A 14,937-nucleotide genomic window follows, 5' to 3' on the forward strand; every position below is an offset into this window, starting at 1 on the left:
TTAAAATTTATTTTCTTTTTCCTTTTGATAATGCTAACTTATCACTATTTCAATTCACTGGATGGATTAATAGCAGCTTATATCCAGCAACACGATTACTGGATAAACTTCGACGAACAACTGCCGGACAAAGAGCACATAGGCGAATTTATCAAAGAAATATTCAAAAGACAAATTGCTATGCTAAGACAAGACTACACACTCCGAAGGTTATACCGATGGGAATTGACATCCAACAATACTTTTATAAAAGAACTATGGGAAAAGAGGGAAGCAAAGAGAGTATGGCTGGCGGATACTGTCGGCAAACTATCTAAACATCCTCAGAAAGAAACCGCAGCAATGGCAAGTATTTTCACTGCTGCAATCAGCTATCCTAGTTTGCTGGAAGAAGAGTGTTCGATTTTTAACGGGATTAACATTCAGACCGAGGACGGCTGAAAAGAATTGGAAAAAGGCATTAATATACTGATAGCTATTTGATTAGAAAAACGTTAAAAAAGGAAATGAACAAGATGACGATAATAGGAATCTGCATTTTGGCCCTGTTATCGGATAGATGTAACAAAGATCTGATAGAGCAAATGCAATGCGAAGTAATTCACCAAACAGAAAAAAAATCCCGGTAGTATTGTTGCGTATGGGATACGCCAAAGTAGCGCCCTACCCTCTCAAAAAAGAGAGAAATGAAGTAATTATATCTGAGTAGAGTAGCGTTTCTTCTCAACAAATACTAACTTTATAGTGTTTTCTTAAAAAAAGACCTACAGATGATGATTCATACCATACTCGATACAGACCTCTACAAGTTTACCACTTCGTATGCTTATATAAAGTTGTTTCCCTATGCAATGGGGACTTTTAGTTTTAAAGACAGAGATGAAACAGCCTACACAGAAGTATTTCTGAGTAAACTGAAAACAGAAGTGGCCAACCTGGCTAAAGTGACATTGGCTGATAAAGAACTGGAATATATGACCCGTAACTGCAGATTCCTACCACCGGTATACTGGGAATGGCTCTCTTCTTTCCGGTTCCAACCGGAGAAAATAGACATCCATCTGGATAAAGAACATCACCTGAATATCGAAATAACGGATTACCTCTATAAATCGACACTTTACGAAGTACCATTGCTCGCCATTGTTTCAGAAATAAAAAACCAGATACAGGGAAACGTAGCCAACACGGAAGAGATAATCTGCAAACTATCCGAAAAGGTGGTACTCTCAAATGAACATCAGTTGTCATTCTCTGAATTTGGTACACGAAGGCGGTTTTCTTTTGATGTGCAGGACAGAGTGATAAGCTATTTAAAAAAGTCTGCACACTACTGCACAGGCACATCAAACTGCTACTTTGCTATGAAGTATGAGATGAAGATGATGGGAACGCATCCACACGAATGGTTCATGTTTCATGGAGCGCAGTTCGGTTACAAACATGCCAATTACATAGCACTGGAAAACTGGGTAAATGTGTATGACGGCGATCTGGGTATCGCACTGTCCGACACTTATACTTCTGACATCTTCTTGACTAATCTCAGCCGCAAACAAGCAAAACTATTTGACGGTGTACGATGCGATTCGGGAAATGAATTAGAGTTCATCGATAAACTGACTGCACGCTACAAAGAACTTGGTATCGATTCAACCACTAAAACAATTGTATTCAGCAATGCACTCGACTTTGGCAAAGCACTGGAAATACAGGAATATTGTCGTGGAAAAATAAGATGCGCCTTCGGTATAGGGACCAATCTGACGAATGATACCGGATTTAAACCTTCTAACATTGTAATGAAGCTAACCCAATGTAAAATGAATGTCAATCAGGAATGGCGCGAATGCGTAAAACTGTCTGATGATATAGGAAAACATATCGGTAGCCCGGAAGAAGTGCGGGCATGTTTATACGATTTACGACTGGAATAACCGATACTCCTGTGGAGCCATTCCAACGCTTAAATAACAAGTATAAATAAGAAAAATCTATGTAGATACAGACTTTTCGGGCAACTCCTTAAAAGAGTTGTCTGATCTTCTCCCGTTCTCCGACAAACCATACCAGATCACCTAACAGAAAAGTAGCATCCTTATCCAGAGGAACCAGCTCACCATTCCGCTCAATAGCTACAACAATGCTATCATACTTTTCACCCAAGCGGGATTGGACAATGCTTTTATCCAGGAAATGAAAAGCCTCATTTACTGTGAAAGAGTGCAGATTCATCTCTTGGTGCATCTTTTCTGTATCCGGTACTCCTTGCGGGCTTTCTATTTCGTCACGAAACTTTTGCAGTTGCCCGTCCGTACCAACCACTGCCAGTTTATCCTGTGGATAAATCCGTTCAGAACTTTTTGGGATGTATATCTTAAGATCACCACGGACAATAGCTACCACATTCACACCAAATTCCTGCCGGAACGAAAGCTCACCCAGTGATTTGCCTATATAACGCGAATAAGGAGATACAACAACAGAGGTAAGTTCAATATCTTTATTATTGAATTCACTGTTGAAGCTCGTTTTCAACGGATGATGTTTTTTGGCAACCTCTTCCCGCAGATTAAGATTGGTTAGAAAATGAGTTTCCAGGCGCGAATATTGAGTAAGATCTTCCCGAAGGATAAGAATCAAAGCCACCACAGCTACAGCAATAACCACTCCTATCCCAATATTCAGATGAAAATAACTGATGACCACTGCTGAAATAAAGAAAATAGCAACAGAAACTCGGAACAGTACTAAAGCAACAAGACGACCGTGATTGTAGTTCTCATCTTCCCACAGTTTCAGAAATATTGCAGAAGAATTGTACTTATTGGAGATAAGCGCCCACAAAAAAGGAGTCATGAGTAAAAGAGTAGCCAGACACATCGCTAAATTGACCCATATCGTCACAGGAGTAAACAGTTCACTGACAGCAGGATATAGCGTTTTTACAGACAATAGCCAGATAGCAGTGAGCAATACACTATAAATAATGACTCTGCCAACAATGTTTTTTAATAGTTTCTTCCAATCACTATCGTGATTCACAGTCTTTTTACCGGAAGCATAACGAGCTAACATTTCCTGAACTTTGGGTGGTAATACTTTATAAAGCCATTCGGCAAAAGGATTTGCCAGGCGAATAAAATAGGGAGTAGTGAAAGTTGTAATAACAGATACAGCCACAATAATCGGAGAAATAAACGGATCAAGTACTTTGAGAGAAACACCTAAGCCGGCAATGATAAAAGCGAATTCTCCGATTTGTGCCAAACTGAACCCGGATTTGATGGAAATATTCAGTGACTCTCCCGACAAAAGAACACCCAATGAAGAGAATATGGCTTTACCGATAATGGTGACCAGTGTAATAATAATAACCGGCCAGGCATATTCAACCAATACAGCCGGATTGACCAACATACCGACAGACACAAAGAAGATTGCTCCAAAGAGATCTTTCACCGGTTGTATAATATGCTCAATATGTTCCGCCTCAATCGTTTCAGCTAAAATAGAACCCATAATAAACGCACCTAAAGCTGCCGAGAATCCGGTATAGGTAGCCAGCACTACCATTCCCAAACAAAGCCCGAGAGAAACAATCAGAAGTGTTTCGTTATTCATCAGCTTCTTTGCTTTTTTCAGGAAAGCCGGAAGGATAAAAATACCGATAAGAAACCACAGTATCAGGAAGAAAACAACCTTAAGCACACTTACCAACAACTCTTCACCCACAAAATCTTTGCTTACTGCCATCGTAGAAAGAAGAACCATCATCAGAATAGCAATCAGATCCTCCACAACCAGTGTACCGAATACAATACCTGTAAACCGCTGGCTACGCAACCCTAAATCATCGAAAGCCTTGATAATAATGGTAGTGGATGACATAGACAGCATTCCACCCAGAAAAATAGAATTCATGGTACCCCATCCCAGCAGATATCCCACCATATAACCTATCAGCAACATACTGATAACTTCAGTAGTTGCCGTGATAAAGGCTGTTGACCCCACATTGATAAGTTTCTTGAAACTAAACTCCAGACCGAGAGCAAAAAGCAGAAACACAACTCCTATTTCGGCCCAGATATTAACATTTGCTATATCCCCTACAGTAGGGAAAATATGGACATAAGGACCAGCCAGTAATCCGGCAACAATATAGCCTAAAACTAAAGGTTGCTTTAACCATTTAAACAATAAAGTTATAATACTTGCGGATATCAATATCAGTGCAAGGTCGGCAATCAAAGTTGGTAAATGCGACATGAAATGTATTTTTATAGGTTTTTATTTTGCATAAGGTCACGTACCTCATTTAAAACAACAAAAAAAGAGGGCATTGTGTTTCAACTGTCAGGCTTTTACACCTGCTTTTTTATTCAGACTGCACAAAAAGTAAACTTTCGTGCAAAAAAGATTCGTCCTATTCAATAATTCTCTATATTTGCGCACGATTTGGTTCGGAATCCGTGGTCAACGGATGAAGATTAAAAGGGAATCGGGTGTAACTCCCGGACAGTCCCGCTGCTGTGAAGCTCTATAGAACATCTTATAAATTAACCAGATTCGCGCCACTGACGGAGGTAAAAAATCCATCGGGAAGGCCTGTAAGATGAGAGTCAGTCAGAAGACCTGCCAGTCAAAATTTATACTTTCTCACCTCGTGGGTTAGGAAAGAAAGTATCGCCGTTTAGCCCCAAATCTTAGAAATACTGTGTTTTCACCGGGTGGAGTGTGTCCACAGGGTGGAAAAGCACTAATACGTATATGCATTTAATTGAGAAATGAATATGATAAAAAGAATCTTAGTTGCCAATCGCGGAGAAATAGCCGTGAGAGTAATGCGCTCCTGTCGGGAAATGGAAATAGCAAGTATCGCTGTTTTCTCAGAAGCAGACCGCACCGCAAAGCATGTGCTCTATGCCGATGAAGCTTATTGCATCGGTCCGGCCGCATCAAAAGAGAGTTATCTGAATATAGAAAAGATCCTTGAAGTGGCGAAGATGTGCCATGCAGATGCCATACATCCGGGATATGGCTTCTTATCGGAAAATGCCACATTCGCCCGCCGTTGCCAGGAAGAAGGGATCATCTTTATCGGTCCGAATCCGGAAACGATGGAGGCAATGGGAGATAAAATTGCTGCCCGTATCAAAATGATTGAAGCGGGCGTTCCGGTAGTTCCAGGTACGCAGGAAAACCTGAAAAGCGTGGAAGAAGCCGTAGAACTGTGCAACCAAATAGGCTATCCGGTAATGCTGAAAGCTTCTATGGGCGGTGGCGGAAAAGGGATGCGACTGATCCACAATGCTAATGAAGTAGAAGAAGCCTACACTACAGCCAAAAGCGAATCGCTCTCCTCATTTGGAGACGATACCGTATATCTGGAGAAATTCGTTGAGGAACCACATCACATTGAATTTCAGATTCTGGGTGATAAACACGGAAATGTAATTCATCTATGTGAACGTGAATGTTCCGTACAACGCCGTAACCAGAAAATCGTAGAAGAAAGTCCTTCGGTATTTATAACCCCCGAATTACGCAAAGATATGGGCGAAAAGGCAGTAGCTGCCGCCAAAGCCGTCAACTATATCGGTGCAGGAACAATTGAGTTTCTGGTAGACAAACACCGCAACTACTACTTCTTAGAAATGAATACCCGCTTGCAAGTAGAACATCCGATTACAGAGGAAGTTGTGGGAGTAGACCTGGTAAAAGAGCAAATCAAAGTAGCAGATAATCAGGTGTTGAAGTTAAAACAAGAGGATATCAAACAACGCGGACACGCCATTGAATGTCGTATCTGCGCAGAAGACACCGAAATGAACTTCATGCCCAGTCCGGGAGTGATCAAACAGATTACTGAACCAAACGGCATCGGTGTACGCATTGATAGCTACGTATACGAAGGATATGAGATCCCTATCTACTATGATCCGATGATTGGTAAACTGATTGTATGGGCTACCACCCGCGAATACGCCATTGAGCGCATGCGCCGGGTACTCCACGAATACAAACTGACAGGAGTGAAAAACAACATCAGTTACCTGCGTTGTATCATGGATACTGCCGACTTTGTAGAAGGGCATTATGACACCGGTTTTATTGCAAAGAATGGCGAAGCACTGCAAAAGTGTATCACCCACACCAGCGAACGTTCTGAAAAGATTGCCATGATTGCCGCCTATATGGATTATCTGATGAATCTTGAAGAAAATAGCGGATCGGCTACCGATAACCGTCCGATCAGTAAGTGGAAAGAATTCGGACTACATAAAGGGGTATTAAGAATATAATAATGTGCCAATTGGCTGCGCTGTATTGCCGAAAAACATTGCTACATTGGCATATTAGCATATTGGCACATTGACATATTTATTGGCACATTATTTAAATGATTAATTATGGAAATTCATATAGGAAACCGTGTGGCCGAGATAGAATTGGTCAGCAAGGAAGATAATAAAGTGGTACTTACCATAGACGGACAGACGTTTGAAGCAGATGTAGTAATGGCAGAAAACGGAACCTGTAACATCCTGATGGATGGACACAGCTCCAACGCACAGCTGATTCGCGGTGAGAACGGAAAGAGTTATAAGGTAAATACACACTATAACAGTTACAATGTAGAAATTGTAGATAGTCAGGCAAAATACCTCCGTATGCGCAAAAAGGGAGATGAAGAACAGAACGACCGCATCACCTCTCCAATGCCGGGCAAGGTTGTGAAAATTCCCGTTAGTGTGGGCCAGGAAGTAAAAGCCGGAGACACCGCCATTGTCATTGAAGCAATGAAAATGCAAAGTAACTACAAAGTAACTTCGGACTGTCGCATTAAAGAAATACTGGTGCAGGAAGGTGATAGCATCACCGGTGACCAGACATTAATAACCCTTGAAACCATAGAGTAAAATGGAAGAAATAAATAAAGCATATGCCGCGTTTAAAGAACGTGACCGCATCGCATCCCTTGGTGGAGGTGTCGATAAGATAGAAAAGCAACACGAAAGTGGAAAAATGACTGCCCGCGAACGTATTGACATGCTGCTGGACAAAGGTACTTTCGTTGAACTGGATAAGTTAATGGTGCACCGGTGTACCAACTACGGCATGGACAAAAACAAGATTCCCGGAGATGGCATTGTGTCCGGTTATGGAAAAATAGACGGCCGCCAGGTCTTTGTTTATGCCTATGACTTCACGGTGTATGGTGGTTCACTCTCGGCATCCAATGCAAAAAAGATCGTAAAAGTGCAGCAATTAGCATTAAAAAACGGAGCTCCCATCATCGCTTTAAACGATTCGGGCGGTGCCCGCATCCAGGAAGGTATCGAAAGCCTTTCGGGCTATGCTGATATCTTCTATCAGAACACAATGGCAAGTGGAGTAATTCCGCAGATTTCTGCCATTTTGGGTCCATGTGCCGGTGGTGCCTGTTACTCTCCCGCACTGACGGACTTTATCTTTATGGTAAAAGAAAAGAGCCACATGTTTGTGACAGGCCCGGATGTAGTAAAAACGGTGATCCACGAAGAAGTGAGTAAAGAGGAATTGGGTGGTGCAATGACACATAGCAGCAAAAGCGGAGTGGCTCATTTCATGGCCAACAGCGAAGAAGAGTTGCTGATGAGTATCCGCGAATTGCTTTCTTTCCTGCCACAAAACAATATGGACGAGGCTAAGAAGCAAAACAGTACCGATGATATCAACCGTGAAGATACATCACTGGATACAATTGTCCCGGCTGACCCGAACGTACCGTATGATATGAAAGATATCATTGAGCGTGTGGTAGACAACGGCTATTTCTTTGAAGTAATGCCCAACTTTGCCAAGAATATCCTCATTGGTTTTGCACGTTTGGGCGGACGCTCGGTAGGTATCGTAGCCAATCAGCCGGCTTATCTGGCAGGTGTGCTTGATATTGATGCCAGTGACAAGGCAAGCCGTTTCATTCGTTTCTGCGACTGTTTCAATATTCCATTGATCACCTTTGAAGATGTTCCGGGATTCCTGCCGGGATATACGCAAGAGAATAACGGTATCATACGCCATGGAGCAAAGATTGTATATGCATTTGCAGAAGCAACCGTACCTAAGATCACAGTTATCACCCGTAAAGCATACGGTGGTGCCTACATCGTAATGAACTCCAAGCAGACCGGAGCAGACGTAAACTTTGCTTATCCAAGTGCTGAAATTGCGGTAATGGGTGCTGATGGAGCGGTAAATATTCTGTTCCGTAAAGCAGATGCAGAAACAAAAGCAAAAGAGCTGGAAGCCTATAAAGAAAAGTTTGCCAACCCTTATCAGGCTGCCGAATTGGGCTTCATTGATGAAATAATCCTGCCGAAGCAAACCCGTAAGCGTTTGATCCAGGCTCTGGAAATGACAGAAAATAAGATGCAGACCAATCCGCCTAAGAAGCACGGAAATATGCCGTTGTAGAGCTTATTTAGTTGAAAGTTGAGAGTTGAAAATTAGCTACGCTCAACTTTCAACTAAATACGAGAATAATAGCCAGCTAAACAGGTAATATAGCCATTTCCTCAAATATCGTAACACTCTATCTTTGCACCATGAGATCAAAAACAAAAAGGAGTGTCTATCGTTATAAAATGGTCAACGTTGAGTCAGAATCTCTGCAAAGCTATTGAGATGACGTTCGTCCGTACCACAACAGCCTCCACAAATTTTTAATGGGAAATCCCAGAGTAACGTCATCAATCTGTCTGCCAGCTCTTCGGGAGAAGAAGATTCCAGATGGGTACACCCTTCCAATTCTTCGGGAGTTAATACGGAAGCATTAGCCTGAAGCCCCTGAAAGCGTTCGCGCACCAGAGGAGTATCATTATGCGAATGTGATAAAGCCTGGTGCAGCACATCGGGATGTACACAGTTTGCCATATAGCAAAGTGGACGGGTGGTTGCCTCTTTATCTATTGTATCAATAGCATCATGGATAAAACTTCCATCCAACAACCGTCCGTCACGACGAATCATAAAGCTGATGATATAGGGTAATCCGGTTGCTGCCATTGCATTGGCCATACCAATGGTCTCGGTGAGTTGAGGCATAATGCCTGCAAACAAATAGTCGGCGCCTGCCTCAGCCAGGGCACGAACAGTAGGATAATGAAATTGTGTTGCTTCTTCCACCGAGAGATGATAGCGTCCATCATAAGCATCGCCCCGGCAACCGGCCAAACCACCAATATAGACGGGAGTAGAAGCTGTACCGCGAAGTTCCGAAAGAAAGGCAACGTTGTCCCGCAATATATCCCGGTTGCGGTAAACCGAACCGGATATTCTTTCTGTATTAGCTCTGCGGGTAGGTGTCATCAGCATCAAAGGCAACTGATGCCGGGTGGCAATGTCAATGTATTGTTTATAAATGCCTGCCAGGACTTCACGGTAAGAATCATTATAGATTAAAGCAGCATGGATAAGATCTTCATCCAAGGGGATATGAAACTCACGACGCAAACGCTCTACAACGGCTCCTTCGGTAAGAATACAAGGAGAAGTCCGGTAAGTACCAACAAAAGATAACTGATTCATGCAAAGTAAGTTTTTAGGTTTTTATTTCGTATTCGCCGACAAATATAGGGTTTATTCTCACAGTCCGGTTGTCCGTTCTTGCTAAATTCACATCCCTTTATAATCTTTCAGAAAACCTTCCATTAACCATTTCGCCAATGCCTGCCGGTTGGAAGGAATAACCAGTCGTCTTTGGTCAAGTGTGTTCTGGATATTACCCAGTTCTACAAATACAGATACGGGAGTTGTATGAGCCAATACATATAGATTCCGCCCACTCACTGTTCCGGAGAAACCGCGGTTTGGTTGATGTTTTCCATACTTCGACTCAAAAGTGTCTTTCATATTATTCGCCAATCGTTTACTATCAGCTTTGCGGTTGGAGTGGTAGAAAAATACATCCGTCTGCGTTCCTTTACTACGGCTATCTACATGAATAAAGATGGCACGGCAATACTTATAGTTTTTACGGTCATTGCGATACAGGGCATTTATTTTGTCACATCGCTGTTGCAGACGTTGCACCTGATTCAAGGGAATGGGGTCTCCCATACAAGTCTCCCGTTTACTGTTAGAAAGGTAAGCATCGTCACGGATTCCGTCTTTGGCATCCTGAATAATGATATGTACTTCTGCTCCTTCCTGCATCAGGTTACGTGCCAGACGCAGAGCAATATCATAGGCATATTCATCCTCGTGAAGCTCGTGCTTCCCCACCCTGCCAATAGCTCCGGGATCAGGTCCGCCATGCCCGCTGACTACATAAAAACAGGCACCAGCCAGGCGACTGGAGGTTACTTTTGTGTTTGCCAGCAATTTTCCGAAGAGAGGTTCATTGATTTCTGTCCGCCGTGCAGGTTTGGGTTTATCCTGCTTCTCAACGTTTTTTCCGGCAGGAGCAGACTTAGCCGTAGCAGCAGATACAGAACTTTTTGCAGGAGGAATCAGATAGGTAACTCCCATTTTAAGTGTTTTATCTTTTCCTAATTTAGCTTTGTTCAACTCAACAAAATCATCATAGTACTTCTTGGGAGCACGATTGTGGCGCAGTAGGAAAGACGAAATTCCTTCACCGGCTTTCGGAGTAGCTTTCTGCTGCGCCCACATATCCGGGGCAACAAACAGAAAAGAGATAAACAGAAAAAGACAGAGGAGACGATTCATATTTAATTGAAAATTGAAAGTTGAAAGTTGAAAATTATTTAATTGACAGTTATTCAGTTGACAGTTATTCAATTGACAGTTATTCAATTGACAGTTGACAATTGACAGTTGACAGTGGGCTGCGCGGATACGAGTTATGTGTTCAATGTCAATAGGTAACCGTTCGTTGAACAATTGCCAACTGGATAACTGTCAATTGTCAACTGTCAACTGTCAACTGTCAATTAAATAATTGTCAACTGTCAATTGAATAACTCCGCAAAGATAACCTTTTAAACCAATTATTTTCTCTACTTTTGCATCGATATAACTTTTTTAAGGCAATAAATCTGAAAACCCAATAACAATTATGGCAAAACAATTCAAACCCGAAACCCTGTGTGTACAAGCAGGATGGACTCCTAAAAAAGGGGAGCCACGTGTGCTGCCCATCTATCAGAGTACTACTTTCAAATATGAAACCAGTGAGCAGATGGCCCGTTTGTTTGATCTTGAGGATAGTGGTTATTTCTACACCCGCCTGCAAAACCCGACCAACGATGCCGTAGCTGCCAAGATTGCTGCACTCGAAGGAGGTGTAGCTGCTATGCTGACTTCCAGCGGGCAGGCAGCCAATTTTTATGCCATATTCAACATTTGCCAGGCAGGCGATCATTTTGTTTGTTCATCGGCCATCTACGGCGGTACATTCAACCTGTTCGGAGTGACGATGAAGAAGCTGGGTATTGATGTTACTTTTGTCAATCCCGATGCCAGTGAGGAAGAAATCTCCGCGGCTTTCCGCCCTAACACCAAGGCACTGTTTGGCGAAACAATCTCCAATCCGTCTCTCGAAGTACTGGATATCGAAAAGTTTGCCCGCATCGCCCATAGCAATGGCGTTCCGTTGATTGTAGACAATACATTCCCTACTCCTATCAACTGCCGCCCGTTTGAGTGGGGAGCAGACATCGTGGTACACTCTACTACCAAATACATGGATGGACATGCCACCAGCGTAGGCGGCTGTATCGTAGACAGTGGCAACTTCGACTGGGATGCCCATGCCGATAAATTCCCCGGACTTTGCACACCGGATGAGTCTTACCATGGATTGACCTACACTACCTCTTTTGGTAAAATGGCATATATAACCAAAGCTACTGCCCAACTGATGCGCGACTTAGGCAGTATCCAAAGCCCGCAGAATGCTTTCCTGTTGAATTTAGGACTGGAAACGTTGCATCTCCGCATGCCTCAGCATTGTGGCAACGCACAGAAAGTAGCTGAATATCTTTCTAAAAACGACAAAGTAGCCTGGGTGAACTATTGTGGTCTTCCGGGAAACAAATACTACGAACTGGCTCAGAAATATATGCCGAACGGTTCCTGCGGTGTTATCTCTTTCGGACTGAAAGGCGGACGCGAAGTATCTATCAAATTTATGGATTCACTGCAACTGGCTGCTATCGTGACTCATGTGGCAGACGCCCGTACATGTGTACTGCATCCTGCGAGCCACACACACCGTCAGCTGACTGATGAGCAACTCATGGAAGCAGGTGTACGCCCGGACTTGATCCGCTTCTCGGTGGGTATAGAAAGTGCCGAAGACATTATTGCGGATATTGAGCAGGCGCTGAACGCATAAGCCTATACATTATATTATATAAAAGGAAGAGACACGAAGCAGATTGACTTCATGTCTCTTCCTTTTTATAATAGTAATCATTCACCAAAGTAGTATCTTTGTGAGGAGTAAAGTAATATTACCACAGTAATAGAATAGAGAAGACAAAAACTCTATTCTATAACAAGTTAATAATCAATAGCTTTACAACCATATTTTCTCCCCGGAGCCGAACAGCCTCCTCCTCGGAGCCGAGCAACGTCCTCCCCGGAGCCGAGAGACCTTCTCCTCGGAGCCGGGCAATACGCACGGCTTGGGGATGGAAGGCCATGTAAAATAATATAACTCTCCATTCCAAGTAGTTGGTTATTGAGTTCAAAGCTGTACAAAAATGAGCAGAACTCACCACAGAGTAGCACAGAGTTCCACAGAGTATTATTTATCTGATAAAACGCGGATTAACACAGATAAACACAGATTAAAAGACTGTAGTTCTTTATCTTAGATTTGTTTCCCTTTGCGAGAATCTGTGTTAATCCGCGTTTCAATAAAGATTTAAAACTCCGTGTCCTCTGCGTCCTCTGTGGTGAAATAAACTCCTCATCCTTTCTGCGTTATCGGCAAGCACTTATCAATATAGCGGATATCATCCACTTTAAAGAATCCACGCAGCAACGAATAAGCAAGCAACCGTTGCGTGGCATAGGAAGCGCCACGCAAACAGTTCTCATAAAGGATAGTGAGTATTTCCATCGCCAAACGGTCGGGATTGACATCAGCCACCAACACCCCGCAAGCCTTGCAAAGGTTCAGCGCATCGGCCAGTTGCTGCAACCAGAAAGTCTTTTCACGTTCCATCATAGGTTGATAATCGGGATCCCCCGCCAGATCAAACAACAATGTGCTGCCCTGATAATGTATCAGCGATGTGTAAACATCCATCGTACGGAAAAGAATCTCCGTACAGGAATACTCTTCTCTTTTCTGCCAGGCAAGCAGCCGGTTATGCTTCTCGGCAGCAAACTCTGCCAGGCAGATACGCACCAGGCAGACTTTGCTGGGAAAAAGCTGATAAAGCGTCCGTTTAGACATGCCCATGCCCTGAGCAATAAGGTCCATTGTCAAACGACTGACACCGTGCAGAATCATCTCCTGCTTGGTATAATCAATAATTTGGCGACGAGCAGTTTCGGGCTTCATTTCATTCCTCCTCTTTTTACATTCTTCCGCCACCAAGAGCCTGATACAATGTAATAACTCCCTGGATTTCGGTGAAACGGTTAGCTACCTGAGAAAGTTGTGCATTGAGCAACGTCTGTTGGGCAGTCAATACTTCCAGATACGTGGTATTGCCATGCTTCATCAACAAACGGGTGCTTCGGGCGGCATTTTCCAGTGAGGCAACCTGTTTAGTGAAATACTCCGATTTATCACGGGCTGTCTGATATTGTACCAGTGCATTGTTAACCTCGCTACCTGCATTGAGCAACGTCTGTTCAAAGCTGAGACGTGCCTCCTCCTGCTGTGCCTTCGCTATTTTGAGCTGGGCGATATTCTGTCCCCGGTTGAACAACGGCTGCGTCAACGACGCAACTGCCGTAGCAATGAACTTACCCGGATTGACAATCAGAGCACCTGCCGAGTTGGTCCATCCGGCACTACCACTCAACGTGATAGAAGGATAGAAAGCCGAACGCGCACTATTGGTTGTATAAAAAGCCTGTGCCAAAGCCTGCTCTGCACTGCGCACATCGGGACGGTTGGCAAGCATCTGAAGAGGTACACCAACGAAGAGCTCTTCGGGCAATTGCTGCCCTTCGAGCTTGCCGCGCCGAATGTTCTGAGGCACATCAAACAGCAACAAGGAAAGGGCATTCTCCACTTGATTGATCTGCTCTTTCAAATCGAGCAGCGATGTACGGATATTATAATAGGTAGCTTCGGTCTGCGCCAACCCTGCTTCGGTCACCATACCGGCTGCTTTCATAGCACGGGTGGCAGTCACACTCTCCGCCCAGGCAGCCTCGGTGGCTGTAGATATTTCAAGCTGGGCGTCGAGCATCAGCAGAGTATAATAATTGTTGGCAACGGCCGACACCAGTTGGGTCTGCACCGCCTGTTCATACTCCCGACTCTGCGCAAGAACCGCCTTTGCACGGCGCTTGGCGTTGGTGATACGTCCGAAGAGATCAATCTCCCAGCTTGCAGAAACGGGCAATGTGTACGTCTGCGTAGCTTTCGCACCATCAAAACTACTCACCGTGCCTTGCGGAGAAAGAGAGAAAGAAGGCAGATAGGATAAACGGGCAGAAAGCAATGTAGCCTCAGCCTCTTTCACACGCAAATGGGCGGTTTGCAAATCAGTATTACGCACCAGGGCAGAGTCAATGAGCATCTGCAAGTGCGGATCTGTAAAGACCTCACGCCAGGAGAGATTTCCCAGATTAGCGGTATCGGTAGCAGACACAAGCGTATCAGTAGCCCCATAAAGCCCTTCGGGAACCTCCGTAGCAGGTTTGTATTTGGAATAAATGCCGCAACTACTCAGTATAAAAGTCGTTGCCACAGATAATAGAATTATCTTCTTCATATTTCTTTTCTTTTTAATA

At 43.7% G+C, this 14,937-nt stretch carries 10 protein-coding genes, 1 pseudogene and 1 riboswitch; of the genes and pseudogenes, 6 read left to right on the forward strand and 5 right to left on the reverse strand.

The genetic code is table 11. From position 1 onward, the window contains the following. Nucleotides 1–30: 30 nt before the first annotated feature. Both K8P02_RS13110 and pncB read left to right on the forward strand, forming a co-directional pair. Nucleotides 31–441 (forward strand): annotated as a pseudogene (locus K8P02_RS13110) (TetR/AcrR family transcriptional regulator); the annotation flags it as partial. A 329-nt stretch (nt 442–770) separates the two neighbouring features. Then, nucleotides 771–1,937, forward strand: a complete 1,167-nt coding sequence (gene pncB / locus K8P02_RS13115) for a nicotinate phosphoribosyltransferase (protein WP_223381351.1) — start codon at nt 771–773, stop codon at nt 1,935–1,937. An 88-nt stretch (nt 1,938–2,025) separates the two neighbouring features. Here the strand turns inward: pncB and K8P02_RS13120 are convergent, their stop codons facing one another. Then, a complete protein-coding gene (locus K8P02_RS13120; RefSeq protein ID WP_007487127.1) occupies nt 2,026–4,272 on the reverse strand; it encodes a cation:proton antiporter in 2,247 nt (748 codons plus the stop codon). Between the two features lie 173 nt (nt 4,273–4,445). Further along, a riboswitch (cobalamin riboswitch) is annotated at nt 4,446–4,660 on the forward strand. Between the two features lie 136 nt (nt 4,661–4,796). Between K8P02_RS13120 and accC the strand changes: the two genes are divergently transcribed. The 3 genes from accC to K8P02_RS13135 all read left to right on the forward strand — a co-directional run bounded on the left by accC (nt 4,797) and on the right by K8P02_RS13135 (nt 8,463). Then, nucleotides 4,797–6,308, forward strand: a complete 1,512-nt coding sequence (gene accC / locus K8P02_RS13125) for an acetyl-CoA carboxylase biotin carboxylase subunit (protein ID WP_007487126.1) — start codon at nt 4,797–4,799, stop codon at nt 6,306–6,308. Between the two features lie 108 nt (nt 6,309–6,416). Beyond that, nucleotides 6,417–6,926, forward strand: a complete 510-nt coding sequence (locus K8P02_RS13130) for an acetyl-CoA carboxylase biotin carboxyl carrier protein subunit (RefSeq protein ID WP_002562400.1) — start codon at nt 6,417–6,419, stop codon at nt 6,924–6,926. Between the two features lies 1 nt (nt 6,927). Further along, nucleotides 6,928–8,463, forward strand: a complete 1,536-nt coding sequence (locus K8P02_RS13135; protein ID WP_007487123.1) for an acyl-CoA carboxylase subunit beta — start codon at nt 6,928–6,930, stop codon at nt 8,461–8,463. Between the two features lie 174 nt (nt 8,464–8,637). Here K8P02_RS13135 and K8P02_RS13140 read toward each other — a convergent pair whose 3' ends face one another. Together K8P02_RS13140 and K8P02_RS13145 are read right to left on the reverse strand one after the other, a co-directional pair. Beyond that, nucleotides 8,638–9,576, reverse strand: a complete 939-nt coding sequence (locus K8P02_RS13140; protein ID WP_025866754.1) for a homocysteine S-methyltransferase family protein — start codon at nt 9,574–9,576, stop codon at nt 8,638–8,640. A gap of 87 nt (nt 9,577–9,663) precedes the next feature. Then, nucleotides 9,664–10,719 carry an N-acetylmuramoyl-L-alanine amidase family protein gene (locus K8P02_RS13145; protein ID WP_002562403.1) on the reverse strand — a complete coding sequence of 352 codons (1,056 nt, stop codon included), beginning with the start codon at nt 10,717–10,719 and terminating at the stop codon, nt 9,664–9,666. A 349-nt stretch (nt 10,720–11,068) separates the two neighbouring features. Between K8P02_RS13145 and K8P02_RS13150 the strand changes: the two genes are divergently transcribed. Further along, nucleotides 11,069–12,349, forward strand: coding sequence for an O-acetylhomoserine aminocarboxypropyltransferase/cysteine synthase family protein (locus K8P02_RS13150; protein WP_002562404.1), 1,281 nt, complete (start codon nt 11,069–11,071; stop codon nt 12,347–12,349). A 579-nt stretch (nt 12,350–12,928) separates the two neighbouring features. Here the strand turns inward: K8P02_RS13150 and K8P02_RS13155 are convergent. After that, nucleotides 12,929–13,528 carry a TetR/AcrR family transcriptional regulator gene (locus K8P02_RS13155; protein WP_195450161.1) on the reverse strand — a complete coding sequence of 200 codons (600 nt, stop codon included), beginning with the start codon at nt 13,526–13,528 and terminating at the stop codon, nt 12,929–12,931. A 16-nt stretch (nt 13,529–13,544) separates the two neighbouring features. Continuing rightward, nucleotides 13,545–14,918, reverse strand: a complete 1,374-nt coding sequence (locus tag K8P02_RS13160) for a TolC family protein (protein ID WP_223381353.1) — start codon at nt 14,916–14,918, stop codon at nt 13,545–13,547. Nucleotides 14,919–14,937: the final 19 nt, after the last annotated feature.

It is taken from the genome of Bacteroides nordii (assembly GCF_019930665.1).
Classification (GTDB): Bacteria; Bacteroidota; Bacteroidia; order Bacteroidales; family Bacteroidaceae; genus Bacteroides; species Bacteroides nordii.

Coding starts and splice junctions, on each gene's coding strand:
- accC (WP_007487126.1), top strand. CDS start 4,797: ATGATAAAAAGAATCTTAGTTGCCAATCGCGGAGAAATAGCCGTGAGA.
- K8P02_RS13145 (WP_002562403.1), bottom strand. CDS start 10,719: ATGAATCGTCTCCTCTGTCTTTTTCTGTTTATCTCTTTTCTGTTTGTT.
- K8P02_RS13130 (WP_002562400.1), top strand. CDS start 6,417: ATGGAAATTCATATAGGAAACCGTGTGGCCGAGATAGAATTGGTCAGC.
- K8P02_RS13150 (WP_002562404.1), top strand. CDS start 11,069: ATGGCAAAACAATTCAAACCCGAAACCCTGTGTGTACAAGCAGGATGG.
- pncB (WP_223381351.1), top strand. CDS start 771: ATGATGATTCATACCATACTCGATACAGACCTCTACAAGTTTACCACT.
- K8P02_RS13140 (WP_025866754.1), bottom strand. CDS start 9,576: ATGAATCAGTTATCTTTTGTTGGTACTTACCGGACTTCTCCTTGTATT.
- K8P02_RS13160 (WP_223381353.1), bottom strand. CDS start 14,918: ATGAAGAAGATAATTCTATTATCTGTGGCAACGACTTTTATACTGAGT.
- K8P02_RS13155 (WP_195450161.1), bottom strand. CDS start 13,528: ATGAAGCCCGAAACTGCTCGTCGCCAAATTATTGATTATACCAAGCAG.
- K8P02_RS13120 (WP_007487127.1), bottom strand. CDS start 4,272: ATGTCGCATTTACCAACTTTGATTGCCGACCTTGCACTGATATTGATA.
- K8P02_RS13135 (WP_007487123.1), top strand. CDS start 6,928: ATGGAAGAAATAAATAAAGCATATGCCGCGTTTAAAGAACGTGACCGC.